Source organism: Polyangium sp. 6x1 (assembly GCF_029946515.1).
Taxonomy (GTDB): Bacteria; Myxococcota_A; Polyangia; order Polyangiales; family Polyangiaceae; genus Polyangium.
Genome location: NZ_JARZHH010000075.1, coordinates 1 through 25,478, shown reverse-complemented (window position 1 = coordinate 25,478; position 25,478 = coordinate 1). Strand labels below are relative to the sequence as shown.

Genomic DNA, 25,478 nt, shown 5'->3' with positions numbered 1-25,478 from the left:
CTGGAGCGACGAACTCGTATGCGTATTTTCGCCCTGACGACGCTCTTCGCCGTGATGGTTGCCTCCGCGCGACCTTCCGCGGCGCAGGAAGCGGCCGCGCCCGCCGCTGCCGCCGCGCCCGCTTCCGCGCCCGCTGCCGCTGCCGCTCCCGCTCCCGCGCCCGCTGCCGCACCCGCTTCCGCTCCCGCTCCCGCTCCCGATCTCAATGGCACGGCGGCGCCTCCCACCGCCGCGGGGACCACGGGGCTCAAGGTGACCCCGGGGCTCGAAATGTTCGCGCAATACGCGGTTCGATGGACCGCGACCGAGCCCGGGCAGCGCGCGTGGTTTCACCTGTTCGAGGTGCCGCGGGTGCACGGCGCGATCACCGGGGAGTTTGGCCCGGCCATCGGGCGCGTCGTGCTCGAAGGCGTGCGCTCGGCGAGCGAGGGGGCGCTGATCGGCGTCGCCGGCGATAGCATCGTGCTGCGGCTGCGCGAGGCCTGGGCCGGGGTTCGATATGCGTCGTGGTTCGTCCTCGCGGCCGGCGTCGTCCCGACGCTCACCGTGCCCGAGCTCGAAGGGACCTGGCGCCTGCGCGTCGTCGGGCCCGCACCGATCGAGCAAACCGGCATGCTCTCGCCCGCAGACCTCGGCGCGACGGCGCGCTTCCATTTGCCCAAGAACTACGGGTTCGTCGCCGTCGGCGCGTACAACGGCGAGGGATACACGAGCCGCGAGCTGAATCGCGGGAAAAATATTGAAATCGCGGCCTCCGTGCATCCCGCGCCCAAGGGGGCCGCGCGGCCGCTCGCGATCTTCGGATCGTACGTCGTCGGCTCGTCGGGCACGGGCCTTTCACGCGCGGACAGGCTGACCGGTTCGGTTCTCTGGCAGGGCATCCGCGTGCGCGCGGGCGCGTCCGTCACGCATGCGTGGGGGCTCGCGGACGACGGCGCGCGGAGGTCGCTCCTCGTCGACGGCTTCGTGCGGCTCGAGCCTGTGGATCGGCTGATCTTCGGCGTGCGCGGCGCGTACTGGAATCGCGAGCTCGGCGCGGCGGGGGACACGGTCGCGACGGTGACGGGCTCGGTCGGATATCGCGTGGCGCAGCCGCTCGAAGGGCACGTCGCCGTGACGAGGCAGGCGCCGGGCGAGGTCGCGAGGGCGGCGTTGCCCGGCTCGGATTTCTGGGAGCTCCGGCTCGCGAGCCGGGTCGTTTTCTGAAGAAAGGAAGAAACGAGATGGCGCGGATGGAGTTTTTCCTGGCAGGGATGTTTGTCGCGGCAATCGGCGTGCTCGGTTGCTCGGAGTCCACGGAGAATCCGCCTCCCACGGGGAGCGCGAGCAGCTCCTCGGGGCAAGGCGGCGGCGGGAGCGGCGGCGGCGGGCAGGGCGGCGCGGGCGCGGGCGGCGGCGGCGCGGCGAAGGTCGTGATCAACGAGATCGCGGCGACGGGCGCGGAGGAGTGGATCGAGATCGTGAACGTGGGCGACGCGGTGATGGACCTCGACGGGTATGCGATCGCCGATCAGGACGGCGACGCGCCGAAGCTCGCGGAGGCCGTGCGTTTCGAGGCCGGGACGAAGCTCTCGCCGGGCGCGTACCTCGTCATCGTCGCGGGCGTCGACGCGCCCGAGGCCGGGCCGCAATCGAATTGCCTCTCGGAGGGAGGGCCGGCGACCTGTTATCAAGCGGGATTCGGGATCAGCGCGAAGAACGGCGACAAGATTTTTTTCCTGTCGCCGAGCGACGCGATCGTCGAGGAGGCGGCTTATCCCCCGGACGCCGTGGCGGACGGCGAGACGTACGGGCGGGTGCCGAACGGCATCGGCGATTTCGAGGCCTGCGAGCCGACGCCCGGCGAGGCGAACACGAAGGCGCCTTGAGGATCAGTTCGGCACGATGACGAACGGGACGCCCGGGATGTTGATGCCCGGGCCGCCGAGCCGCAGCGTGCCCTCGACGAGGGAGATGGTCTTGTCGGCCTGGTTCACGGTCTTGACGGTGCCCACGATCATCGCAGCGTCGGCCACGCCGGTCGGGTTGATCGGCAGCGCGATCGGCTGCATGTAGAGCTTGTCGCCGTCGAGCCGCGCCCACACCTCCTGGCGCTGCTGGTTGCCGAAGAGCTGCGGTTTCACGAGCAGGGTCATGCCGCCGGGGCGCGGGGTGTCGCTCGCCTCGAGCACGTACGCGAGCGGCGTCGGGCCGCCCGGGCCGGAGACCGTGACGGTCATCTTCATGGTCTTCGGCCAGGTGCCGATCGCCGGGTTCGCCACGACGAACTCCGTGCTGCGCTCGCCCGAGAGCGCGCCGCCCGAGAGGAACGGGAGGCCCGGCAAGACGCGGAATCGGTATTTCGCGCCCGCGGCGAGCGGTGACGCCGGGACGAACTCGACGAGGCCGCCCGTCAACACGACCGAGCCCGCGACCTTTTCGCCCGCCTCGGTTTCGAGCGTGACGTATTCGGCGGCGACGTCGGCCGCGGTTTTTCCGGGCTGCGCGTCGTCGATCGGGTCGGCGAACGCGACGCTCGGGCGGACGTTCGGGTAGACCGCGTCGTCGCTGTCGATGTCGGGCCAGATCGCGCCCGGGTGTGCGCCCTTCGGCGTGAGCTCGCGCAAGAACTGGAGCAGATCGGCCTTCTCGTCGGACGTGAGGTCGGCCTGCACGTAGTTGATGGCCACGTCGAGTGCGGCCTCCAGATCACGCGCCTGTCCTTTCACGAAATACACGCCGTGGCGGTAGACGCCGAGCAGCGAGGGCACGTCTGCCGGCTCGCCCGATTTGCCGACGGGGATGTATTCGCGCGACGTGTAGAGCGGCGGCGTGTGGCAGCCATAACAAGCGGCCTTGCCTTCGAAGAGATCCTTGCCGCGGAGGGCGGCCTCCGTGAAGCTGCCGTCGACGCGGGTATGGCCCGTCTCGCGCGGGGCGCCGAGGAGCGAGTCGAGGAACGCCTGCAATCCGAGCGCCTCCTCGGGCGTCGCCGGGCGGCCGACGATCGAGCTCGGGCCCTGATAACCGAAATTGTCCGCATTCGAGACGTACGCGCCCCATTCGAGCGGCGTCGTCGCGCCGAGGAGCTGGAGCGGCCGGACGTTGTGCCAGATCTGCGGGCCGAAGCGCCAGACCATGCCGTCGTTCTGCGTCTCGACGTGGCAACTGGAGCAAGCATGGTTCGAGGCGAAACCGCCGCCCGGGCGCGTGAAGACGCGCTCGCCGAGCGCGACGTTCGCCGGGCGCGGGTCCTCGGTGAGGGATACGGTCTGCACGACGGCGCCGGACGCGTCGAGGAAGCTCGCCTCGAAGCTCTGGTAGCTGTGGACGGCGATCGCATTTCCGATCTTGACGAGCGCGCGCGCGCCGGGGCCGACCGCGGCGCGGCTCTTTTCGGCGAGTGTGGCGCGGTCGAGGGCCACGACGACGTCGGAGGATTCGGACGAGACGAAGATCGTGTCCCCCACGCCGAGCACGCCCGCGGGATTGACGACAGCGCCGCCGGAGCCCGATTGTCGCGTGAGATCGACGCGGCGAAGGACGGTGCCGTAGTCGGGTTTGGCCGGGTCAGCCCCGAGGACGACGACCTCGTGGACGAACGGCTCGGCGCCCGGCGCGGATTGCGAGGGCTCGGGGTCGCCGTCCGTCGCGGCGACGTAAAGCTCGGCGCCGTCCTCCGAGAGCGAGATCGAGCGGAGATCGGCGGCGATTCCGGAGATCGCGAGCGAGACCTTTTGCGTGTCGGTGTCGACGATCCAGATGTCCTCGTCATCGCCGGGGCCGTACGTGCCGCGCGTGTCCTTGATCTTGTTGCCCGAGCGGTAGGAGGCGACGAAGAGGCGTTTTCCGTCGGCCGAGAGCGCGAGGGCGCGCGGGTCGAAGCCGACCGGGATCGTGGCCTTTACCTCGCGTTTGTCGAGGTCGACCACAACGACCTTGCGCATCGTGGCGAGCGAGACGTAGAGCGTTTTTCCGTCGGGCGCGAGGGCGAGGCCGCTCGGCTCGTCGCCGACCCAGAGCGCGTCTTCGAGGACGCCGCGGTCGCGATCGAGGATGCCGACCGTGTCGCCGCCGCGCTGCGCGACGTAGACCTTTTTGTCGCCGGGGTGATGCGCGATGGCGGCGGGCCAGGCGCCGACCGTGATCTCGCCGGCCTTCTTCCACGTGCCGTTGTCGGCGACGAGGCGCGTGACGGTGTAGGAGGCGCCGTTCGTCGTCCAGAGCTCGCCGTCGACGACGGCCGCGCCATGGAGCGGCGTGAGCTGGTGGTTGCGGAAGCGCTCGTTCGGGGTGCGGGCGACAGCGCGGAGCGTGAGCTCGGTCTGCGCGGGGTCGTTGAGGCGGAAGACGTAGTCGCCGGGGACGTCGGGCGTGAAGCGCGGCTCGGGGGCGCCCGTGTTGTGGACGGCGTTCTTGCTCTCGGGCGGCGCCGAGACGACCTGCCACGCGAGCTCGGCGGGGCAGCCTTCGTCCGTGAGGAAACGCGGCAGATAAAAGGTCTCGCCGAGGGTGTGGGCGCGCGGGTTCTGGAGCGGGAGGAGCGCGTCGGCGCAGGCGATCCCAGGGGTGCCGGTGCTCGAGCTGCCGCCGCCGACGCCGCCCGCCCCGCCGGCGCCGCCCGCGCCGCCACCGCCGCTGCCGGAGGCGCTGCTCGAGCTCGTGGGCGTGCCCGGATTCGAAGGGTCGTCGCCGCATGCGACCGCCGCGAACGGCGCGCAGCCAACAAGGATCGCGAGGAGCTGGGACAGGCGTAAGGACGTCATCGTTTGTCTATCCTTTGTGGAAGGTATGTAGACAGTCGCAGACGCACGGGTCCCTGGCAAGGGCTATCTTAGACCTTTTGAGATACGAAACGATCAGGAAGTGTGGTCAGGCCCGCCGAAAGTCCGAGGGGCGGCGGCGGGTGAGGTCGTCGGCGAAGGAGAGGGCGCCGCGCTCTTCGGATGGTTCGAGCAAGGCGGCGAGGGGCGTCCATCGGACGGGGGGCGTGTTTGCCCGGGAACGCGCGCGTCCCGAAAGAGGCTCGACGCGGCGCGGGATCCCTTGCTAGAAACGCGGTCGGCATGGCGACCATCGAGCTCCTGCGTCACGGCCGAGAGATGGGCGCGCGGCTCGCGGCCGATCTCGGCGAGGCGACGAGGGTCTGCATCGCGGTGAGCCGCGCGGAGGCGAGCGCGCTCGCGGTGGTCGATCTCATGGGGTTCGTCGAGCGCGGCGGCGAGCTTCTGCTGCTCGCGGGGCTCGACGGGTACGGGACGGAGACGGCGATGCTCCGTCGCTTCGATCGGATGCCGGGCGCGCGCTGCCGCATCTACCACGCGTGGAGCGGGACGGCGTTTTTGCCGCGGCTCTACGTGCTCGACCTCGGGCCGCGGCGCGTGGTCTACGTGGGCTCGTCGGACCTCGCGGCGTCGGGGCTCGCGCGGGACCTCGCGGTGAACGTGCGGATCGAGGGGAGCGCGTCGGAGCCGGAGCTCGAGCGACCGATGCGGCTCTTCGAGGAGCTCTTCTGGTCGGAGCTCGCGTGGCCGCTTTCGAATGCGTTCGAGGCCGAGTACGAGGCGCTGCGGGCCGCGCGCCGGGCGGCGATCGAGCGCGCGCCCGACCCTTCGGCCGAGGCGCGGCTCGGCTTTTCGGTGGCGCAGAAGCTCGGCGAGCAGCGCGGCAAGGCGGCGGCGCGGCGGCACCTGCTCGTGGTGACGGCGAAGAACTACACGCTCTGCATGCAAACGAAGAGCTTCGGCCGGCGCAGGCAAGGCGAGCTCGATCGCTACGGCAAGGGCGATCCGTTTTTTTTCCACGTGACGGGGCGCGGCCGGGGCTTGCGGGCGATGGGGATGTTCGTGGGGGAGACGTACCGCGATGACACGCCCTCGTTTCGGGGGATGGACGGCGGGGCGCAGCCATTTCGAAAAAAATTCGTGGTGCTGGGAGAGCTCGGCAAGGAGATCAAGACGCGTCCGATCCTGGAGCAGCTCCGGCCGGGCGCGCCGAAGCACTGGTTCAATGGGTTCGTCCAGGATAGCCATACGCTTTCGATCGAGGACTTCGAGGCGCTGCGCGGGGCGTTCGTCTCTGCGCTCGCCGAGGAGCAGGGCCCGCCTCGGGCGAGCGCGCGCTGAGCGCCCGGGCGCCGTCCGGACCGGACCCTCCCGCGCGTCGCGACGGTCTTCGGACAAACCTGGTCGAGAGAGGGACAAACCGCGGTCCCGGAAAAACCGAGCTTGACGTTCGAAGAAAAACCGAGCATGAAAGAGCCTTGGCCAGGCGCGCAAAGTCCGGCGTCCTTCCCAATGAGGACTCGTACATGCGAAAGGAATCGGTTCGACCTCGAAAAACGAGCGCCAGCAAGAACGTTATGCCGGCGGCGACGAGGCGACGAACGAGAAGCGTACGAACGGAGGAGGACGAAGCTCCGCCGGAGCTCCCGACGGAGCTCGCGCTGGGCAGTGATGGTTTGATCTATGTGAATGCAGAGGGCATCGACCCGGCGCGGTATGCCGGGCGCAAGATGTTCACGGGATTCGCGATGACGCCGGCGGAGGCGGAGCGCGCGGTGGAGGAGATGCATCGGCTCGCCTTCAACGTGACCGTCAGCGCGCAAGTCGGGGCATCGAGGTCGAAATCGAAAAAGAAGGGGAGGGGATGACGGCGTCGTTCAAGGATCGATGATGCGAACGTCGAGGAACCAAGGGCCGCTGTCCTGACCGAGCCCGTCGATCTGGAGGAAGTAGATGCCAGGATCGAGGGTGAGGTCGAGGAAGCTCTTGTTTTGACCGTAACCGACGGCGCAAGCCTTTGGGACCTCGACGCCGGGGCAATCGGGACCTTTGCGGACATCGAGCAGCGTCGTGTAGCCCGATCCGCCCATGTCGAGCACGACGCGTTTTTTATCAGACAGGGAGAGCCCGAGGAGCTGGTCACGTGCCCCGCCCTCGGGCCCTCCACCTTGATCACAACCCGCGTTGAAGCTCGCCGTGGCATTCGCGGTGTTGCCCTGAAAAAAGCCGCCCGTCTCGGGGATCATGAGGACATCGGCGCAAGCGTCGGCGAACGGGACGATCAAAGGCGGCGCGGTCTTGCGGACGAACGCCGTGACCTGCACGGGCTGGCCGAGGAGGGATTCGGCGATGACCCGGTATTCGCCGGCCGGGACGTTGCGCTTGCCGATACGGAGGGGCGACTGCGAGCCGGCATCGCAGATGAGCTCATCGGAAGGGTCGGCGCACGCCGGGAGGGCGAGCGAGACGGCGCCGCTGTCGCCCTGGGAGATGCGCTGGACGAGCAGGACGTCGGAGGCGACGGGGAGCGAGAGCGCGTAGGCCGCGTCGACGGCGCCGGGCAAGCAGCCGAGCTGGACGTCATCCTGCCGATCGAGGAGGTCGACGTCGCGCGTGACGTTGGGCGTGATCGCCGGGGCCGTCGCGCAGGTCTCGTCGGGGAGAGGCTCGGTGGGCGGCTCGATCACGACGGTCGTGGAGACGATCGTGGGCGCGGTGGCGCCAACGGCGACGTGGTACGTGCCCGCGGGGAGCGCGTGGCGGAAGACGTCGACGATGGATGCGCTCTGGCAGGTGATCTCGTCCTCGGGCAGCGCGCAGGCCGCGTCGCGAAGGGAGACCACGGGGAAGCCGTCGCCGTCGACGGAGCTCGCGTAGACGTGGACGTTCGCGGGGGCGGCGAGGTCGAAGCTGTAGAGGAGCTCGCCGGTGAGCGGGGTGCAGGCGATGCCGACGTCCGTGGCAGCGTCGATCAAGGTGGAGACGAAGGGCACGCCGAAGGAGATGGGCTCGGCGGTGCCGCAGGTCTCGTTCGTAGGGATGGGCTCGGGCGGGAGGAAGGCGACGTCGAGGACGATGGGCGTGTCCGCGTCGGCGAAGACGTAGAGCGGCAGCGCGGTGGTTTTCGCAGGATCGCCGAGGCCGCGGCCGCGGATCTTGGCGAAGCGGCCGCCCTGGGGATGGAAGAACGATTTGCCGCAGGTGATCTCCGTCGAGGGATCGCCGCACTGGCCGAGGAGCGCGATCGCGACGTCGGCGCCGCTCGTCCGGGCGGTGATCTCGACGTCGAGGGGCGGACCCGCAGGCAGGACGATCGCGGCGACGACGTCGCGCGCGGCAGGCTGATTGTCGACGTTGCAGGAGGCGGCGAAGTTCGCGGCGGCGGCCGTGGTGTCGATCGCGACGGCGCCGGGCGCGTCGATGACGAGCGGATCGCCGCACGCGTCGTGCTCGGGGGAAGCGCAGCCGGCCTCGTCGACGGCGCCGTCGCAGTCGTCGTCCGTGCCGTTCGCGCAGACCTCGGGCAACGCCGGGGAGACCTTGGGGTCGTCGTCGTCGCAGTCCCCGTTCGCGATGCAGTGTCCGTCGGGCGTGCCGTCGCCGTCGGCGTCGCGCAGGACGTGGGTGCAGGCGCCCGTGGACTCGACGCAGGTGTCGATGGTGCAAACGAGTCCGTCGGAGCAAGCGACGGGCGCGCCGGGGAGGCAGCCGAGCTTGGGCCCGCAACGCTCGACGCCGTCGCAGTAGGTGCCGTTCTGGCAAGCCGCGTCGTCGGGGCTGTGGCGGCAACGCGCGATCGAGGTGTCGCAGGTGTCGACGGTGCAAGCGATGGCGTCGTCACATTGGGCGTCGTCGTTGCAAGGGCCGCCGAGGGTGTCGTCGGGCGGGCCTCCGTCGTCGGGATTACCGCCGCCGGTGCCGCCGCCGCCGTCGGGGTCGTCGGTGGCGTCGGGGCCGGCGTCGATGGCGAACGGGTTCGGCGCGGTGGATGGCCCACAGGCGCTCGCGAGCACGGCGGGGAGGAGGGCCACGATCCAGCGAGGAGGTCGCAGGAGCCGGGGCCACGGAGCCTTCGTCTCGGCGCTCGTCATGGCAAAGGAAGAAGGGGCCAGGTCCGCCTTCAGCGTAGCAGGGCAGGACGGGTTCTGGCATCATGCGTCGGCGCGATTTCTCGAAGAAAGCGCAGAGGACGGAGATCGGGTGACGAGCGATCGATTGACGCGCAACGAGCTGACGTGGCTGCTCGCGCAGGAAGCCCGCACTGCAGCGCAGAAGCTCCGCCAGGGAGTGATCATCCAGGACGGGCCCCCGGGCTCCGTTCGCGTGCCCGACGGCGAGAGCACGGTCGCGGTGGAGACGACGCTGAACCAGCTCGACGAGGCCGTCGGCATGCTGGCCTCGCTCCACGGGCACCCCGCAACGCGAGGGCGGCGAGGCAAGATCGATCTCGCACAGCTCATGTGGGAGGTCGCGCCCGAGGCGCGCGTGCAGATCGAGATGGGCGAGGGCACGACGGTGTTCGGCGACGAGGCCGAGCTGCGTCGGATGCTGCTCTTGCTCGTCGGTCAAGCCGGCGACCCCGCGAACGCGAAGGGCACCTCCGAGGTGAGCGTGCGCCGCGAAGGCGAAGAGGTGAAGGTCAGCGTGGTGCTCGGTCCAGACCAGCCCGCGACGTTCGAGTCGGAGCGCGCGTGGCTGTCGCGCATGGCGATCCGGCACGGAGGGCGTCTCGAGCTCGATGGGTCGATGCAGACGCTGGTGCTGCCTGCCGACGTGGACATGCAGCGGCAGGAGCTCGAGAACCTGAAGCGCGAGCTGAAGGCCGCGCAGGAGCAAGGCGAGGCCTACGCGAAAGAGCTCGCCGCGGTGTTCGCGAGCGGCGGCGCGAGGGTGTCGAGCACGCCGCCGGCGAGCGCGTCGATCGAGCCGGTGAGCAGCGAGGGGCTCGCGGTGCTCGTGGCCGGCATGCGCGGGCTCGTGTCGGAGCTGCGCGGCATCTTCTCGGCGATCACGCGCGACCTGTTGCCGCTGCGCGATCGGCAGGGCGAGGTCGGAGACATCGTGGCGAGCTCGATGCGGCACGTGACGGCGGCGTCGGAGACGATGGCGGACCTCGCGCGGCTCGGCGCGTGCCCGATCGGCGAGCTGCCGCGGCACGTGGACGTGGCCGAGGCGCTCAGGGACGTGGTGCACGACGACATGGGGCGCGCGGCGCGGCACGACGTGCGCGTGACGCTGCACGCGCCGCAGAGCGCGTACGAGGTCGTGCAGATCGGGGCGCTGACGGTGCTGATGCACGCGCTGCTCGATCATGCGATCAGCGCGTCGCCGCCGGGCACGGAGGTCGTGCTGACGCTCGCGGAGCACGCGAGCGGCGGATACGCGCTGACGGTCGACGACGCCGGACACCCGCTGCCCGAGGCGGCGAGGACCGGCGTGCTGAGCCGTGATTTCGAGGTGCTCGCGGGAGGTCGTCCGGCGGGGGTTGCGCTCATCGCCGCGACGGCGATCGCGGCGCACGTGCGCATGCAGCTCGAGTACGACGATGCCCCGAGCGGCGGCGCCCGCGTGCGCCTGCTCATTCCGAAGATGGTCGCTTAACGACCCCGTCCGCCGGCCGCACCGAGGAGCGCGAGCGCGCGCTGAAGGTCGGCCGGCGTCACGAGTCCGACGACGTGCTCGCCCTCGTCGAGCACGAGCACCGCTTCCGCATCTCCATTCACCAGCGCATCGAGCGTGGCCGCGGCGTCGTCACGCGTGTGCACACGTGGCACGTCCGTCCGCATGGCCTTGCCCACGGTCGCATCGGGCGCGCGGTGCAGCTCGGGCCGCGCGAGGTCCCACGCCGTCACCACGCCCAGGACGTGATCCGGAGCAAGCTCGGCGTGGTCGTGCTCGTGCTCGCCGTCGACCACGAGCGCGCCCGCGAGGTTCTGCCGGAAGAGCCGCCGCGCGACCTCGCCCGCGCGCTCGTCCGCGTGCGCCTCGCCGAGCCGCGCGGTCATCACCTCGGCCACGGGCAAACCTTCGAGGACCTGCCTCCACTGGGCCCGCCCCTGCTCGCCCGCCGCGCCCATGTACACGAACACCGCGATCAGCACGAGCAGCACGTTGAACGAGAGAAGGCCGAAGAGTCCGAAGAGCACGGCCATGCCCTTGCCGATCGTCGCGGCCACGCTCGTCGCGCGCCGGATGCCGAGCCGCGAGGAGAGCAGGCCGCGCAGGACGCGTCCGCCGTCCATCGGGAAGGCGGGCAGGAGGTTGAACGCGCCGAGCACCACGTTGGCGAGCGCGAGCGCGAGGAAGGCGACGCGCACCTCGGCGAGCAGCGGCAAGAGCGAGGCGAGCCAGCAGACGACCGCGATGCCGAAGCTCGAGAGCGGCCCGGCGAAGGCCATCCACGCCTCGCGCTCGGGCCGCACGTCGCGCTCCATGCGCGAGACGCCGCCGAGCATCATGAGCGTGATCGATCGGACGCGGACACCGTTCGAGACCGCCACGAGGCAGTGCGCGAGCTCGTGCAGCAGGATGGAGACGAAGAGCCCGATCGCGAGGATCGTGCCCCACACGAGCGGAGGCAGGTGCAGCGCGTCCTGCGGGAGGTCGACGGCCTCGGCGATGGCCTTGAACTGGGAGGACGTGACGAACGCGACGTACGGGAGAAACAGGACGAGCGTGACGTGGAGCTTCACGGGGATGCCGCGAATGCGGAAGATCGTCCAGCCTCGGTCCAACATGGTGCTTCCTCCGGTGGCAGCGCGCGCGCCGGGCCGAGCTGCTCCGCGGCGAGGGGGCAACACGCGTGCCCCGAGGTCGCTCGACGCGCAGCGAACCGGGAGGCGCGTTACGCGGCCTCGTCGACCACGTCGCTGTCGATGTGGAAGCCTTCGCCATCAGGCGTGCTGATGAAGCGCAGCGCGCCCGAGGCCTCGAGCGCGTCACAGAGCTCCTCGGCTTCGAGCTGCGAGACGCCGAACCGCTCGCAGAGCGCGTCGCGCATGGCCGTCTTGCCGGGAAGATAGTCGGCGCCGACGAACGTGCCGAAGCGCGCCCGCAGCGCCCGCCCCGCGCTCGCAGGCCCGAGCACGAAGGTCTCCTCGGGCTCTCCCTGGTGTTGCATCGAAAGGCTCCCCTCGGAGTTCATGGAGACGCGCTGCCGAGGCACAAGGCCCCTCCCTCGCGAGCGATCACCGGGGGTTCGTCGAAGCAGATCCCGCGAGCGGGTGGTCGAGCTGCAAGGCGAGGTCCACGCCGAGCCAGAGCCCCTCGACGGCGCCGCCGAGGCCGCCCGCGGTCTCGAAGCGCGCGGCCCGGAGGATGGCGCCCGGGCTCAGGTGCAGGCCGAGCCACGCAGGGCCGAACGCGCGTACGTCGACGCCGAGCAGGCCGCCCGCGCGACCGGACCACGCATCCCGCGCGCCGGGGACGCCGTCGATCGCGCGCGCGTCATTGAGGTGCAGGAAGCCGAGCGCGGCGTCGGCGCCGAGCGCGAGGCGGACCGACGAGCCGAGGTAGACGCGGTAGTCGACCGCGAGGCCGACCTCGAACCAACGCGTGGCGCCGGCGCTCGTGGGGCCCGTGAGCCAGCGGGCGGTCGCGCGTTCGCTCACGCTCGCGCCGCGGAAGCCGAGCGATGCGCCCGCGCCCCACAAGGTGCCGGACGAACCGGGCAAAAACACGAAGCTCGGCGCGGCCGACCAGACGATCGCGGGCGCGCGCCGCGCGGCGAGCTCGAGCTCCTTCGGCGTGGGCGCGCGCGGGGCCGGGGCCTTGCGCGGCCGGATCGGGCGCGCCTGCGCGCGGACGAGCTCGTTCGCGGCGATGGCCACGAGGCGCGCCGCGACGTCGGGGTTGAGGCCGCCGATCAGGATGAACCGTCGCGCGATGGCGCGCTCGGCGAGCCGCGCTTCGATGAGGACCTCGGACGGGCTCGGCAGGTCGATCCACACGTGCGCCACGTCGTCGCCGAGCGGGCCGCTCGGGCCGGGCGCGAGCGTGCCCGTGTCGTCGAGCTCGATCTCCAGCAAGCGCCGCACGCGGGGCTCACCGCCGAGCGCCTCGGCGGCGGCGCGCGAGAGCGAGAGGCGCACCTCGACGCGGCGCGGGGCCGCCGGGGTCGGCGCCGCGGCAGGCGGGCTCGACGCGGGCGCGCTCGACGCAGGGACCGGCCCCTCGGCGCGCGCTGCGCTCGGGGGCAGGGCGAACGTCACGAGGGCGGCGAGCGCGGTGCGTGCGGCCGGCGAGCGCCACGCGCAGGGCGTTTCAGGGCGCGCTTGCGTCGCCGGCTCCCGCGTCCGGTGAAGCTTGCGGCTCTTCCTGCGTCGGCTCCTCGCCCGAGAGAATACGCTCCACGTCCTCCTTGCACCGGCCATCGGGGTACTTGTTCGAATACTCCGTGCCCATGCGCGCCGCCTCCTCCTTCCGACCGGCGCGATGCTCGGCGCGGATCTGCTTGCAGAGGGCATCCTCGGCGAGCACACCTTTGAGGCTCCGCGCGCGCTCGAAGTACTTTTGTGCTTGATCCGCCTGGCCCATCTTCTCGTACATGCCGCCGAGCGTGAAGGCCGCGATCTCCGCGTAAGGATCGTTCGGGAAGTGCTCGACGACGCGCGTGAGCGCGAGCAGCGCGGCGGAGGGGTCTCCACCTTTGGCGCGCGCGATGTCGCCGATCACCACGAGCTCGGCGGCGCTCCTCGACGATGCGATGGCGCCCTCGATCCCGCCTGGCTGCTGGCGCAGGAGCTCGAGGGCCTGCGCGAGCTCGCCCGCGTTGTACTTGGCGCGCCAGTCGGGCGCGGCGATCATCGCGACCGTCGGCGTCTCGGTGCGCGCCGAGAGCGTGATCGGGTGGGACGAGAGGTCGCGCGGCATCGGCGCGATCGCGCGGCGCGGGCGCGGGCTCGGGTTCGTCGGATCGTCGTCGCGCGGGGCCTCGGCGAGCGCGATCATCGGCACGGCTTCGAGGCCGTCGCCGCCCGAGAGCTCGCGCGAGCCCGCGGGCCAGGAGACGCGCGCCGAGCCGCTCGCCACGCGCACGTCGATGTCGGCCTCGTTTCGCCGAACGAACACCACGCTGCCCGCGCGCGCGAAGAGCGTCGCGTCCTCGGCGACGAGCGCGACCTCGCCGGCCTTGGGCGCGCCGGCCGTGTCCACCGAGGCCTCGCCGCGCAGGAGGCGCAGCGTGACGGCTTCGCCTTCGCCGCGCTCGACCTCCACGGTGGCGCCGGGCGAGAGGGTCAACGTGCCACCGCCGGGCAGCGGATAACTCGCCTGCCGTGTGCCTGCGGCGAGCACGTTCGGCGTCGCGTTGTTCTCGGTGGCGATCGCGCGGACCTCCGTCGGACCGCCGTCCTTGCTCGTGCTCGTCCCGACGTAGAGGCCCGCGCAGAAGGCGGCGATCGCGGCGGCAGCGACGGCGATCAGCGTGCCGGTCATCCGCGATCGCTCGGGCTCGCGGCCGGACAGATCGTGCTCGAGCCGCTCCCAGACGCGCTCGACGCGCGCCGGATCCGCGTGGTCCCGCAGGTCTTGCGGGCGCAGGGGAGGCACCACGCGGCGGGTCATCGGCAAACCTCTTTGCTCACCGGATCTTCCTTGCCGGTCGGGTCGACGAAGTGTTCGTCGAGGAAACGCTGTGCGCGCGTAATACGACGTTTCACGGTGGCGAGCGAGCACCGCGTGAGGCCGGCAACCGCTTCGAGCTCGTGCCCCTCGATGCAGCGGAGGGTCCAGGCGATGCGCTCGTCCGCGGGCAGCGTGCGCAAGAGCGCGTAGATCTGGGCGAGCTGCGCTCGCACATGGGGCGAGGCCTCGGGGCTCGTGAGAGCGTCGAGGTCCACGGGCTCGCTCGCGCGTCCGAGCCCGAGCAGGTTCAGGAGCTTGCCGCGGCGCATGCGCGAGCGCACCGCGTGCACCACGATCGAACCGAGCCAGCCGCGGAACGCCGATCGATCCGTGAGATCGCGCAGTCGTTCGAAGGCGCGGAGGAACGCGTCGTGGACGATGTCCTCCACGTCACGCGGCGAGCCCTCGATCCGCGTGGCGAGGTTGATCGCGAAGGCCGCATGACGCCGGTAGAGGATCTCGAGGGCCTGGACGTCGCCTTCCGCGCCGAGGCCGACGAGCTGCGCGTCGGGCACGTCGGCGAGCGCGGATCGGCTGCCTTTGGGGACGCGCGAGGTCTCGGGCGGGCGCTTGGCTTCGGCGCGAGGGTCGGGGGCCTCCGTCGCGGCCACCTCGTCGCCCTCGGTCGTGGGGCGGTGGGAGGGCTCGACGAGCCGTAACCGACCGCGCTGAAGTCTCGGCGCCATTTTCGACAATCCTGCGTCTCTAAGGACGCTCAGGGTGTGGCAGGTGGCTCACGGCAGCCACAAAGATTTTTTCGGAGCTCGCGTGAGCCGTTCCAGGGACCTCGGGCGTCCAGGGTAGAGCCGCAGGTCGGACGTCTGCGGGAGCTCTTCAGCTAGTACGGAGGATCACAACATGATCAAGCACATCATCCTCGCCCTCTCGGTCTCCCTCCTCGCGGTCGCTTGCGGCGGCGCCACGCCGGAGCCGGCGGCCCCCGAGGGCGGCGCTGCCCCCGCGGACGCGGCGAAGCCGGCCGAGGGCGACGCGGCGAAGCCGGCCGAGGGTGCCGCGCCCCCCGCGGGCGACCAGGCCGCTCCGCCGGCCGGCGAAGCCGCCCCGAAGTGAAACGACTTACACCCCGGCGATCCGCTTTTTGCGGGTCGCCGGGGTGTCCTTTTTTGTGCGCCTGAAAGAAGGCCGCGGAGGCGCAGCGCGGGGAAGCCTGGTCGGGGTAGGATCGAAGCTCGTTCGCTTCGTTTCTTGTGCATCGACAGGTGGATCCCATGCAGAGCTCGCGGCGCTTCGTGCAGAGGTCGTTCGTCGGGGTGATGTTGCTCGGCGCGCTCGGCGCGTTGTTCCCCTTCGCCGGATGCGGCCGCACGAGCATCACGCCTTCCGAGGGAGGGAGCGCGAGCGGCGACGGTGCGTGCGGCGACGGCACGTGTGATCCCGAGGAGACGTGCGCGAGCTGCCCGGGAGATTGCGGGTTCTGCGCGGGATGCGGCGACGGCGCGTGCACCGGGATCGAGGCCTGCGAGAACTGCCCCGCGGACTGCGGGGTGTGCGCGAGCTGCGGCGACGGGACGTGCGGCGACGGGGAGAGCTGCGCGACGTGCGTGCTCGACTGCGGCACGTGCCAGAGCTGCGGCGACAAGACGTGTGACGCGAACGAGAGCTGCGCGACGTGCCCCGTCGATTGCGGGCTCTGCCAGACGTGCGGCAACGGCGCGTGCGACGCGGCCGAGACGTGCGTGTCGTGCCCCGGGGACTGCGGCGCGTGTTCGAGCTGCGGCGACGGGTTCTGTACGGCCCCGGAGGACTGCCTCTCCTGCGCGCCCGACTGCGATGCGTGCCCGAGCTGCGGCGACAAGGAGTGCGACGCGGGCACCGAGAACTGCTTCACGTGCCCCGGGGACTGCGGAAAATGCCCGGGCTGCGGCGACGGCTTCTGCACCGGGACCGAGACGTGCGCTTCGTGCCAGACGGACTGCGGCGTCTGTTCGGTGTGCCCGAACGGCAAGTGTGAGGCCTTCGAGACGTGCTCGATCTGCCCCCAGGACTGCGGGACGTGCCAGGCGAAGGGTTGCCTCGAAGTGGTCACGTGCGCCCTCGGATGCATCGATCTCGGCGCGAATCCCCCGAAATTCAGCGTGACCTGCGTGGCGAACTGCGTCGCCCAGGGCTGCGCCGACGTGCAATTCTTCGTGGATCAGGTGCTCACCTGCGCCGTCGAGGTGCTCCCCGTCTGTGGCGGAGATTTCGGGTGCATCCAGACCGAGTGCGGGGAGGAGTTCGCCGCCTGCATCGGCGCGACCTGCAACTGACGCCCGTCCTCGGTTGACGAAGGGCCCTCCGCTGCCCAGGGCTTGCTCGATCGACGGGCAAGCCGTGTAGCATCGACACGTGGCCGAGAACGACGAGCGCCCCGACGAGCCGAAGGCCGAGGACAAACCCGCCCCGCAGGCAAGGCCCGCGATGATGTCCGTGGACGCGGGCTGGGACGTGCCGGACAAGGGAAAGCCCCAAGCGCCAGCGAAGCCCGCGCCACCCGCGCAAGCCGCGCAGCCGCCGCAAGGCGCGGCCCCGCCGAAGCCCGCGCCGCCTGGCAAGGTCGTGCCCGCGGTGGGGCCGCTGCCGCCGAAGCCCGCGACGACCGTGGTGCGGGCAGCGTCGGAGGCCGGCGCCGCCGCGCCCGCGCCGCTGCCCGCGATGGCGCCGCCGCCGCTGCCGCCGATGTCACCGCCGCCTGTGCCGGGGCGTCCCGCGCCGCCGCGCCGCGCGTCCACCGTCGCGACAGGTGCCGCGCCTCCGGCTGCGCCTGCTGCGCCGCCCGCTGCTGTTGCGCCTGCTGCGCCTGCCGAGGCTGCTTCGAATGAGCCCGTCACGCTGGGCGTCGAGCTCACGCGGCGCGCCGAGCGCATCACGAGCGCCGATCCCGTGGCCGCGGCGCGCGCGCTCGTCGAGCGTGGTCTCGTCGAGGAGCGCGTCGAGCACGATCGGATCGCCGCGCGGCGCTCGTTCGCGGCGGCGCGCTCGATCACGCGCTCGCTCGGTCCAGCGCTGTCGCGGCTCCGGCACCTGTTCGAGCCCGAGGATCGGCTGGAGCGGATCTCGGTCCTCGACGACGAGCTCGTGGTCGCGGAGAGCGACGCCGAGCGCGCGGACCTGCTCGTCGAGCGCGCGCGCGCCACGGCCGAGCTCGGGCGCTGGCCCGAGGCGCGCGCCGCGTATGGAAAGGCCCTCGAGCTCGTGCACGCGCATCCGCACGCGCTGCGCGGCCTGGAGGCCGTGCTGCGTCGCGAGCTCGAGCGCGCGAAGGGGCGGGATCTCGCGGAGTCGCTCGCCAAGCACCTCGAGCGCATGGCCGACGCGTACGCCCCCGAGGCGGGCAAGCCCGACGGGGACGCGCGGCTCGCCGCGTGGCTCCACGTCGAGCGCGCGGCGGTGCTCGACGACATGCTCCAGCAACCGGCGCTCGCGACCGCGGCCCTCGAACGCGCCGTCAACTTCGAGCCCGCGCCGGGGCCGGTCCGCGCGGCGCTCGCGCGGCACCACGTCCGCCACGATGATCCGCGCGCGCTCTGCGAGTCGCTCTCCGCCGAGGCCGAGCATGAGCTCGACGACGATCGCGCGTCGCGGCTGCTCTACACGGCGGCGCGGATCCAGTGTGAGCGATTGCGCGATCCTCACGAGGCGATCGCGCTGCTCGGGCGCGCCACGTCGCGAGCGCCCGCGGGGACGCCGACCTCGCGTCGGATCCTCGCCGAGCTGAGCCGGCTGCAGGAGCAAGAAGGGGCGCTCGAACAGGCCTCGATCACGCGCAAGCGCGAGCTCGCCACGCTGACGGGGCAGGAGGCGATCGCGCACGCGCACGTGCGGCTGTCGGAGATCTACGACGCGCTCGGGCAAGCGGAGAACGCGGGCGCCCACGCCGAGCAGGCGCTCCTCCACGATCCCGTGGACGAGTCGACGCGCGAGCGGCTCGACCGCGCGCTCCAGCGCCTCGGCCGGCACGAGCGCCGCGTCGAGGTCTGGGCCGCTGAAGGCAACGCGGAGCGGCCCGCGCACCAGCGCGTCGCGTCGCTCATGCGCGCGGCCGACATCTGCGAGCGGCACCTGCGCAAGCGCGAGGACGCCATCGCCTACCTGAAGGCCGCGTGGACCGTGAACCCCGGCGACGCCGCGGTCTTCGACACGCTCACCGCGCTCCTCGAGAAGCCCGCGCGAGAGCCCGACGCGGCCGTGCGCGCGCGCATCGACCTCTACGCGCAGTCCGCGCACGCGCAGGTCGAGGCGCCTCGCAAGATCGCGCTGCTCGAGAAGCTCGTGAGCATCTGGGAGGACGAGCTCGGGCAGCCCGAGCGCGCGATGGAGGTGCTCGACCAGATCCTCGCGCTCGATCCCGTGCGGCGCACCGCGTTCCTCGCGATGCAACGAAACGCGCAGCGCGCCAGTGATTACCGCAGGCTCGGGCAGGCGCTCGTCGCCGAGTCCGAGCTGACCGAGGATCCTGCGCTCAAGCGCAAGCTCCTGCTCCGCGCCGCGGACGTGGTCGGCGAGCGCGTGGGCGATCGGGATCGCGCCATCGAGCTCGTGGATCGGGCGCTCGCCGTGAAGGCGACCGATCCGGACGCGCTGCGCGCGCGCTTCCGGTTGCTCAGCCGCGCGGGCCGGAACGAGGAGGCGAAACAAGCGCTCCTCGGGCTCATCCGCAACGAGCCCGCGGGCTCGTTCGGGCTCTGGGTCGAGGTCGCGCGCTTTGACGAGCTGCGCCTCAAGCGCCCGCAGGAGGCGGTGAAGGCCTACGAGGAGGCCGCGCGCCTGCGCCCCGATCACCCGATGCCGGGGCTCGAGATCATGCGCCTGCTCCGCGCCACCGGCGATCATCGCCGCCTCGTCACCTCGCTGAAGAAGCTCGCCGAGGGCGCCTCCGGACCCATCGCGCGCGCGAGCTTCCTCTTCCAGGCCGCCGAGGTCGAGGAGCTCTTGCTCGGCGACGACCAGGCGGCGCTCGCGACCCTCTCGGCCGCCGACGCGCTCTCCTCCGTCGCCGAGGGCGCCTTCGATCCGGCCGTCGTCGAGGCGATGGAGCGCATCCTCGTGCGGCGCCGCGCGACCGACGAGCTCGCCGCGCTCTACGCCGGCTGGCTCGCGCGTCACCCGACGCCGTCCGTCGATCACGCGATCCGCATCGCCTTCGCCGACGTGCTCTGCCGCAAAGATCGCCGCGAGGCCGTGTCGCTGCTCGAAGGCCTCATCACCGTCGTGCCCGATCACGTTCCGGCGCTGCGCATGCTCGAGCACCTGCACAGGAGCGCGCAGGCCGTCGCCCTCGCCGACGTCCTCCGCGTGCAGGCCGCTGCAACGCGATCGGTCGTCGCCCGCACGGGCGCGCTCGCGCACCTCGTCACGCTGGAAGAGCGCATCCCGAGCGACGTGGTCCTCGACGCGCTCGGCCGCGTCGTCGCCGAGCGCCCGGCCGACAGCAGCGTGCACGACGCGATCATCCGCATCGCCGGTCGCCTCGTCGAAGGCGCCATCTCGCCGGCCTCCACGGGCCCCGCGGGCGCGCTCCTCCTCGCGTCGATCACCGCGCGCAAGTCCCTCGCGCGCGAGCCTTTCGCGCGCGGCTTCTTCCAGCTCGAAGAGGCGATCCTCGTCGAGGCCAAGGCCCGCGGCGGCGACGCCTCGCTCGCCCGCGCCTCGCTCGCCGGCTACCGCGACACCCTCGCGCTCTTCCCCGACAGCTTGCTCGCCGCGCGTGGACTCGATCGACTCGCCGGCGAGCTCGGCGATCGCGCGGCGCTCATCACGGCGAACCGCGCGCTCGCTCGCATCGTCGAGGGCGCCGCGCGCCGCGCTGGACACCTCGTCCGCGCCGCGCAGCTCACCGCCGAGGAGCCCGGCCTCATGGGCGAGGCCCTCGAGCTCTACGAGAACGCCCTCCGCGAAGATCCCGACTGCGAGGCCGCCGCGCGCGCGCTCGCCCGTGGCCTCGCGCCCGATCCTGCGCGCCTCGCCGAGCGCCTCGGCACAGCGCTCGAACGCGCCGCCTCCTCCGCGCAGATCGTCCTCCTCGGCACCGAGATCGGCCGTGCCGTCCTTCGCCATCACGAGGCCGGCGGCAGCTCGCCCGATCCGAGCATCGGCGTCGCCGCCATGCGCCGCGTCCTCGCCGAGACGCCCGACGACGTCACCGCGCTCATGCTCACCGCGCGCCTCTACACCGCGCAGCGCCTCCCGGCCGAGGCGCGCGACGCCTGGCAACGCATCGTCTCGATCGCGGCCGTCCCCGAGGCACGCACCGCGGCGTACTTCGAGCTCGCGATCCTCTACGAAGGCCCGCTCGCCGATCTGCCGCGCGCCGAGCAGTGCGTTCAGGCCGTGCTCTCGACGGAGCCCTCGCACGCCTTCGCGCTCGATCGCCTCTACCAGATCGCCGCCAAGCGCGGGGATCACGCGCTCGCCGTGCATGCGCTCACGCGCCTCGCGGACGCATCACCCGACGCACGCACCCGCGTCGACGTTTGCCTCCGCCTCGCCGAGGCGCAACGCGAGGCCGGCGATCGTGCCGGCATCGTCCGTGCGCTCTGCGACGCCATCGCGCACGGCCCGACCGACATGCGCCCCTGGGGCGCCCTCGCGCGCCAGTACCGCGTCGAGACGCCCGACGGCGCGGCCCAGTACGTCGCGGCGATCGGACAGGTCCTCGAGATCGCCTCGGCGCGCCGCCTGCCCATCGACCCGCGCTGGCTCACCACGATCGGCCTGCTCGAAGTCACCGTCCTCGTGCGCCCGCGCGACGGCGTCGCGCACCTCCAGCAGGCCGTCGGGCTCCCCAACGCCGGCGCCGAGGCCCGCGCTGCGCTCGGCCGTGGCCTCGACGCGGCCAACCGCAACGCCGAGGCCGTCCAGGTCCTGCGCGACGTCCTCGCGACCGACATCGACGCCCTCGCGAAAACCGGCGAGCTCTCCGCCGCCCTCGCCGCGCTCGAATCCGCGCTCGCCAAGGATGGCCGCGCCGAGGAGCGCCTCACCGTCGAGGAGACGCGCGCTTGCCTCGGCGACGTCAAACCCGAGCGCATCACGCGCCTCCGCGCGCGCCGCATGCCCCCCGACGCGCCGCACCTCGGCGTCTTCGCGGGCGCCGAGCTCCACCGCCTCCTCGTCGCCGAGGCGCAGAGCCCCATGCTCCTCGCCGCCGCCGCCATCGCGCCCATCGCGCACAAGGCCCTGCGCTTCGAGCTCTCGAGCCTCGGCGTCTCCTCGCGCGATCGCATCGGCTCGCGTGACAACAGCTCCACGTACCGCCTCGCCGATCGCATCGCCAAGAGCCTCGGCGTCGAGGGCTTCGAGCTCTACCTCTCGCAGAGCTGGCAAGGCATGCCGCGCGTCTACCCTGGCGATCCTCCGGCCATCGTCGGCCCCGTCTCGTTCGCCGAGCTACCCGAGCCCGAGCAAGCGTTTGCCCTCGGCCGCCTCTTCGTGCGGATCGCGCTCGGCCCCACCTGGCTCGACGAGCTCGCCCTCGAGTCTTGCGACGCTCTCCTCATCGCGGCCATGCGCTGCGTCGATCCCTCCTTCGGCGCGCGTGACCTCGGCCCTGTGCGCGAGCAGGCGGCCCAGGCCTTCGGCGTCCACGTGCAGCGCGCCATCGGCCGCAGGCAACGCAAGCTCCTCGAAGAGATCCTCCCCTCCGCCGCGCCCGGCTACGACATCCGCCTCCTCGCCGCCGGCGTTCGTCGCAGCGAAAATCGCCTCGGATATCTGCTCTCCGGCGACCTCGTCGCCGCGATCGATCACCTCTGCCGCATCGATCGTGACGTCGCGCGCGCCGCCGAGGATCCTCGCCTCGTCGTGCTGCATCCGGTCACGGGTGACCTCCTCCGCTACGCGCTCGGCCCGGCCTCGTACGCGGAGCGGCGCCGCGCGGGCACTGTCTGGACGAACGCGTGACGTGCTCGATCAGCGCCGACGCCAGAGCTCCGACGCCTCGTCGGAGCTCGGCGGACCGGGCGGCGTGCTCGGCGTGCTCGGCAGGCTCGGCGCCGCAGGCAGCGTCGAGATCCGCGCGGGCGCCGTCCCGCTCGACGGCGGGCTCGTCTTCGTCTCGGTCCTCCACGATGCCGACGATGCGGGTGGCGGCGGCACCGACGACATGTCCGTGCGATCTCCGAACAGCGCGGCTTTCAGGGCCGACTTGCTCATCGCCGGCGGCGTGAGCCTTCGCGCGAGGCCTTGCGCTCGCTCCGTGAGCTGCGTCGTTCGTTCGAGCCGCACGGCCATCTCGCACGTCGGCGCGCCTGCGAGCATGCAGCGCGTCTCGTCGAGGATCACCGGCTGCTCCAGGTTCGCGCCGAGCCCTCGCACGATGCCCTTGATCAGCGCGCAGCCTTTCAGGTGCGACTGGTAGACCAGGACAACCTCGCCGTCGCGGCCCCATCGTGCCGTCACCGGCGAGTGCGGCGCGATGTCGCCGCTTCGTTGCGCCATGCGCTCGATCAGCTCCTCGGCGTGGACGAGCACGTCGAGCACCCGCCAGCGCGGATCGACGAGGTTGCCGTAGACCTTCAAGAGCTCGGACGCGAGCGTGTCGCCGAAGCTCTCCAGCACGAGGGCGGGCGACATGCCCGTCAGGCGCGACATGCTCGTCGCGAGCGCGGCGAGCTCTTCGCCCGGGTACGTCTGGGAGGGCAGGTACACGCGCTCCGCGACGCCGGCTTCGTTCCGGATCGTGCGCCAGAGCTCCTCGCCGAGGCGGTCGCGAACGTAGTTTTGGAACCCGAGGAGAATGACGCCCAGCACCACGGCCCCCTGCCTCGCCGCCTTACGTTCGAGCGAGGCCTGAAATCGTCAAGTCATGCAAGATCAGCGCCGAAACCGGCTCGAACGCTCGATGCGGCGTTCTCTCCGATCTCCGCGACTGCGTGGGACGAGAGCCCACGATCGCGAGCCCGTTTCTGCAACGGATGGATTGCGATTCTGCAATGCACGAGCGAGCTACTTGTCCCAGTTGACCTTGTCCCAGTTGCGCTTTTTGCTCTTTTTCGACGACTCGGTGCCCGTCGTCGGCGCGCCCGAGCCCGCGTTCGCCTTCGTCGAGCTCGCGCCGGCCCCGGATTCGGTCGACGTCTCGTCCTGCCCGCGGAACACCGCGATGCCGACGAACAGAAGGATCAGGCACACGAGCGCCCCGATCAGGGCCGGAATGAGCGGGATTTTCCGCGGCTCGGGCGGCGTCGCGGCGGTCATCCCGATCAAGCTCTTCGCCATCGGCGGCGGCGTGTGCGCGGCCGATGCGGGCGCGGGCGTCGGCTCCGATGCGCGCAGCGCGGCTTGCGCGGGCGCCGAGGGCAGCGACGCGCGGGACGGGTTTGTCGCGGGCGGCGGCGTCGGGCCTGCGGGCGCATAAGGCGCGGCCCCGACCGGGCTCGACGCTTCGGGCGCCCTCGCCGGCGGCGGCGTCGGCTCCGACAAACCCAGGCTCGCCACGCTCGCCATCACTGTCGGCCCGTACAGGATCGACGCGTTCGCCTGCGCGGCCGTCGCCGACCTCGGCCCTGTGCCGGTCGGGCTGCTCGGCGGCGAAACGCTCGTCACGGCGGCCACGGCCGTCGGCGCGGACATCGCGCCAGGCATCACGATGGCGCCGATCCCTGCCGCCGTCGGCGCATCCCCTGCGGCCATCGGCGGCGGCGGTACCGTCGGCGCTTCGGCGAGATCGATGTTCGCCGGCGCGGCCGCGGGCGTCGTGATCAGCGCCGTCGGCAGCTCCCCTGCGGCGAGCCTCTCCAGCGCGTACGGCGGCGGCTCTCCGCGCAGCAGCGCGCGCACGTCGCGCTGCATCGTCGCGGCGTCCGGGTATCTGCGATCGGTGCGGAACGCGAGCGCGCGGTCGACCACCATGCACACCGACGGCGGCACGTCCTTCACCAGCGTCGCGAGCGGCGGCGCGGGCTCGGTCGACATCTTCACGAGGATCTCGGCCTCGCCTGTTCCCTCGTGGATGCGTCGCTTCGCGAGCACCCGGAACATCGTCGAGCCGAGCGCGAAGATGTCGGCGCGCCCGTCGATCTCGCCGCCGCGGATCTGCTCGGGGGGCATGTACGGCAAGGTCCCGAGCATCGAGCCGATCTTCGTCTGCACCGCGTGCTGCGAGTTCCTGAGCCGCGCGATGCCGAAGTCGACCACCTTCACGTGCCCGCTGTTCAAAACGAACACGTTGTCGAGCTTGATGTCGCGGTGGACGATGTTCTGCGCGTGGGCGGCGCCGAGCACCGAGAGCACCTCGTCGACGTACCGGAGCAGCTCGTCGACGGGAATCGAGCCGAGCCGCTTGAAGCGCGCGGCGAGCGACTCGCCTTCGAGCAGCTCCATCACGATGAAGGGCAGCCCGTCGGGGGTCGTGCCCATGAACAGCACCTCGACCGCGCCCGGGTGGCGGAAGCTCGACAGGACGCGGGCTTCCTGCTCGAAGCGCGCCCGGAGATCCTTCTGCCGCGCCACCTCCGGGTGGAGGATCTTCACCGCGTCGCGCCGGCCGATCTGCTGCACGCCGACGTACACGGCGGCCATCCCGCCGACGCCGATGAGGCTCTCGAGCCTCCACGTGTCGCGCAGCGTCGTCCCGATTCGCCGCTCCCAGAGCTCTCGATCCTCCATGCCAGCGCCTCCGATATGACCGTTTCCCGGCGGCGTGGTCAAGCGGGGCTTTCCGCGGGGGTGGTCTCCGTCGTTCCCGCACGCGCCAGGCGGCCGGTCCCGCACGAAGCTTCCGCCGCGATCGAAAAACCGGCCAGATTACCGGAAGCACCGTGAGAATCCAGCCATTCGTGGACGGATCCGGTCTAGGATGGCAAAGCCGGCTTGCTTTTCGCGGGCCTTGATCTTGGAGGTATGACGTGCGGATGCATTCGAATTCGCGTGGGCTCGCGGCCCTGATGGCGATCGCTGGGCTCGCCACGACGACCCTGTTGGCCGGGTGCGGGGACGACGAGATCTCCATCACACCCACGGGCCCGGGCGGAACGGGCGGCGCGGGCGGCGTCGGCGGCGAGGGCGGCGCGGGTGGCATTGGCGGCGCGGGCGGCGCAGGCGGCGCAGGCGGCATCGGCGGTGCAGGCGGCGCAGGCGGGATGGGCGGCG

17 protein-coding genes and 1 pseudogene are annotated in these 25,478 nt (G+C 71.7%); 9 read left to right on the top strand and 9 right to left on the bottom strand.

The window, feature by feature from the left end; genetic code table 11:
• Positions 1 to 18: 18 nt before the first annotated feature.
• Positions 19 to 1,206, top strand: a complete 1,188-nt coding sequence (locus QHF85_RS41640) for a hypothetical protein (protein WP_281333014.1) — start codon at positions 19 to 21, stop codon at positions 1,204 to 1,206.
• A 17-nt stretch (positions 1,207 to 1,223) separates the two neighbouring features.
• Positions 1,224 to 1,868, top strand: coding sequence for a lamin tail domain-containing protein (locus QHF85_RS41635; RefSeq protein WP_281333013.1), 645 nt, complete (start codon positions 1,224 to 1,226; stop codon positions 1,866 to 1,868).
• 3 nt (positions 1,869 to 1,871) lie between these two features.
• On the opposite strand, the gene QHF85_RS41630 is transcribed toward QHF85_RS41635, so the two are convergent.
• Positions 1,872 to 4,745, bottom strand: a complete 2,874-nt coding sequence (locus QHF85_RS41630) for a beta-propeller fold lactonase family protein (RefSeq protein ID WP_281333012.1) — start codon at positions 4,743 to 4,745, stop codon at positions 1,872 to 1,874.
• A 300-nt stretch (positions 4,746 to 5,045) separates the two neighbouring features.
• On the opposite strand from QHF85_RS41630, the gene QHF85_RS41625 reads away from it, so the two are divergent.
• Together QHF85_RS41625 and QHF85_RS41620 are read left to right on the top strand one after the other, a co-directional pair.
• Positions 5,046 to 6,104 (top strand): hypothetical protein, encoded by a 1,059-nt coding sequence (locus tag QHF85_RS41625; RefSeq protein ID WP_281333011.1) that lies wholly within the window; start codon positions 5,046 to 5,048, stop codon positions 6,102 to 6,104.
• A 185-nt stretch (positions 6,105 to 6,289) separates the two neighbouring features.
• The gene (locus tag QHF85_RS41620) at positions 6,290 to 6,631 is read left to right on the top strand and encodes a hypothetical protein (protein ID WP_281333010.1); all 342 of its coding nucleotides are present in this window, start codon (positions 6,290 to 6,292) and stop codon (positions 6,629 to 6,631) included.
• A 9-nt stretch (positions 6,632 to 6,640) separates the two neighbouring features.
• On the opposite strand, the gene QHF85_RS41615 is transcribed toward QHF85_RS41620, so the two are convergent.
• Positions 6,641 to 8,854 carry a putative metal-binding motif-containing protein gene (locus QHF85_RS41615; protein WP_281333009.1) on the bottom strand — a complete coding sequence of 738 codons (2,214 nt, stop codon included), beginning with the start codon at positions 8,852 to 8,854 and terminating at the stop codon, positions 6,641 to 6,643.
• A 109-nt stretch (positions 8,855 to 8,963) separates the two neighbouring features.
• On the opposite strand from QHF85_RS41615, the gene QHF85_RS41610 reads away from it, so the two are divergent.
• On the top strand, positions 8,964 to 10,364 hold the full coding sequence (locus QHF85_RS41610; protein WP_281333008.1) for a sensor histidine kinase: 1,401 nt from the start codon (positions 8,964 to 8,966) through the stop codon (positions 10,362 to 10,364).
• Here the strand turns inward: QHF85_RS41610 and QHF85_RS41605 are convergent.
• From QHF85_RS41605 to QHF85_RS41585, 5 genes are all read right to left on the bottom strand, one after another.
• Positions 10,361 to 11,500, bottom strand: a complete 1,140-nt coding sequence (locus tag QHF85_RS41605; RefSeq protein WP_281333007.1) for a site-2 protease family protein — start codon at positions 11,498 to 11,500, stop codon at positions 10,361 to 10,363. The genes QHF85_RS41610 and QHF85_RS41605 overlap by 4 nt on opposite strands.
• A 107-nt stretch (positions 11,501 to 11,607) precedes the next feature.
• Complete coding sequence (locus tag QHF85_RS41600; RefSeq protein ID WP_281333006.1) at positions 11,608 to 11,883, bottom strand: hypothetical protein; 276 nt, start codon at positions 11,881 to 11,883, stop codon at positions 11,608 to 11,610.
• Positions 11,884 to 11,950: 67 nt separating this feature from the next.
• The gene (locus tag QHF85_RS41595) at positions 11,951 to 12,973 is read right to left on the bottom strand and encodes a hypothetical protein (protein WP_281333005.1); all 1,023 of its coding nucleotides are present in this window, start codon (positions 12,971 to 12,973) and stop codon (positions 11,951 to 11,953) included.
• Between the two features lie 52 nt (positions 12,974 to 13,025).
• Positions 13,026 to 14,327: a FecR domain-containing protein gene (locus QHF85_RS41590; protein ID WP_281333004.1), complete on the bottom strand. Its 1,302-nt coding sequence runs from the start codon at positions 14,325 to 14,327 to the stop codon at positions 13,026 to 13,028.
• Positions 14,324 to 15,073 (bottom strand): RNA polymerase sigma factor, encoded by a 750-nt coding sequence (locus QHF85_RS41585; protein ID WP_281333003.1) that lies wholly within the window; start codon positions 15,071 to 15,073, stop codon positions 14,324 to 14,326. The genes QHF85_RS41590 and QHF85_RS41585 overlap by 4 nt, the downstream gene beginning before the upstream one ends.
• A gap of 172 nt (positions 15,074 to 15,245) precedes the next feature.
• On the opposite strand from QHF85_RS41585, the gene QHF85_RS41580 reads away from it, so the two are divergent.
• The 3 genes from QHF85_RS41580 to QHF85_RS41570 all read left to right on the top strand — a co-directional run bounded on the left by QHF85_RS41580 (position 15,246) and on the right by QHF85_RS41570 (position 22,289).
• Positions 15,246 to 15,458 (top strand): hypothetical protein, encoded by a 213-nt coding sequence (locus QHF85_RS41580; protein WP_281333002.1) that lies wholly within the window; start codon positions 15,246 to 15,248, stop codon positions 15,456 to 15,458.
• Positions 15,459 to 15,616: 158 nt separating this feature from the next.
• Positions 15,617 to 16,657: a hypothetical protein gene (locus tag QHF85_RS41575; protein WP_281333001.1), complete on the top strand. Its 1,041-nt coding sequence runs from the start codon at positions 15,617 to 15,619 to the stop codon at positions 16,655 to 16,657.
• 79 nt (positions 16,658 to 16,736) lie between these two features.
• Positions 16,737 to 22,289, top strand: a complete 5,553-nt coding sequence (locus tag QHF85_RS41570; RefSeq protein WP_281333000.1) for a cellulose synthase — start codon at positions 16,737 to 16,739, stop codon at positions 22,287 to 22,289.
• A gap of 9 nt (positions 22,290 to 22,298) precedes the next feature.
• Here the strand turns inward: QHF85_RS41570 and QHF85_RS41565 are convergent, their stop codons facing one another.
• Both QHF85_RS41565 and QHF85_RS41560 read right to left on the bottom strand, forming a co-directional pair.
• A complete protein-coding gene (locus tag QHF85_RS41565; RefSeq protein ID WP_281332999.1) occupies positions 22,299 to 23,141 on the bottom strand; it encodes a heme NO-binding domain-containing protein in 843 nt (280 codons plus the stop codon).
• 192 nt (positions 23,142 to 23,333) lie between these two features.
• Entirely contained in the window at positions 23,334 to 24,995 is a 1,662-nt protein-coding gene (locus tag QHF85_RS41560) for a serine/threonine-protein kinase (protein ID WP_281332998.1), read from the bottom strand.
• A 245-nt stretch (positions 24,996 to 25,240) separates the two neighbouring features.
• On the opposite strand from QHF85_RS41560, the pseudogene QHF85_RS41555 reads away from it, so the two are divergent.
• A pseudogene (locus tag QHF85_RS41555) lies at positions 25,241 to 25,478 on the top strand (hypothetical protein); the annotation flags it as partial.

What these genes read in the sequence shown, in the direction of transcription:
- QHF85_RS41585 (WP_281333003.1), bottom strand. Translation starts at nt 15,073, where the DNA reads ATGGCGCCGAGACTTCAGCGCGGTCGGTTACGGCTCGTCGAGCCCTCC.
- QHF85_RS41575 (WP_281333001.1), top strand. Translation starts at nt 15,617, where the DNA reads ATGCAGAGCTCGCGGCGCTTCGTGCAGAGGTCGTTCGTCGGGGTGATG.
- QHF85_RS41605 (WP_281333007.1), bottom strand. Translation starts at nt 11,500, where the DNA reads ATGTTGGACCGAGGCTGGACGATCTTCCGCATTCGCGGCATCCCCGTG.
- QHF85_RS41635 (WP_281333013.1), top strand. Translation starts at nt 1,224, where the DNA reads ATGGCGCGGATGGAGTTTTTCCTGGCAGGGATGTTTGTCGCGGCAATC.
- QHF85_RS41625 (WP_281333011.1), top strand. Translation starts at nt 5,046, where the DNA reads ATGGCGACCATCGAGCTCCTGCGTCACGGCCGAGAGATGGGCGCGCGG.
- QHF85_RS41600 (WP_281333006.1), bottom strand. Translation starts at nt 11,883, where the DNA reads ATGCAACACCAGGGAGAGCCCGAGGAGACCTTCGTGCTCGGGCCTGCG.
- QHF85_RS41560 (WP_281332998.1), bottom strand. Translation starts at nt 24,995, where the DNA reads ATGGAGGATCGAGAGCTCTGGGAGCGGCGAATCGGGACGACGCTGCGC.
- QHF85_RS41620 (WP_281333010.1), top strand. Translation starts at nt 6,290, where the DNA reads ATGCGAAAGGAATCGGTTCGACCTCGAAAAACGAGCGCCAGCAAGAAC.
- QHF85_RS41580 (WP_281333002.1), top strand. Translation starts at nt 15,246, where the DNA reads ATGATCAAGCACATCATCCTCGCCCTCTCGGTCTCCCTCCTCGCGGTC.
- QHF85_RS41615 (WP_281333009.1), bottom strand. Translation starts at nt 8,854, where the DNA reads ATGACGAGCGCCGAGACGAAGGCTCCGTGGCCCCGGCTCCTGCGACCT.
- QHF85_RS41590 (WP_281333004.1), bottom strand. Translation starts at nt 14,327, where the DNA reads ATGACCCGCCGCGTGGTGCCTCCCCTGCGCCCGCAAGACCTGCGGGAC.
- QHF85_RS41630 (WP_281333012.1), bottom strand. Translation starts at nt 4,745, where the DNA reads ATGACGTCCTTACGCCTGTCCCAGCTCCTCGCGATCCTTGTTGGCTGC.
- QHF85_RS41640 (WP_281333014.1), top strand. Translation starts at nt 19, where the DNA reads ATGCGTATTTTCGCCCTGACGACGCTCTTCGCCGTGATGGTTGCCTCC.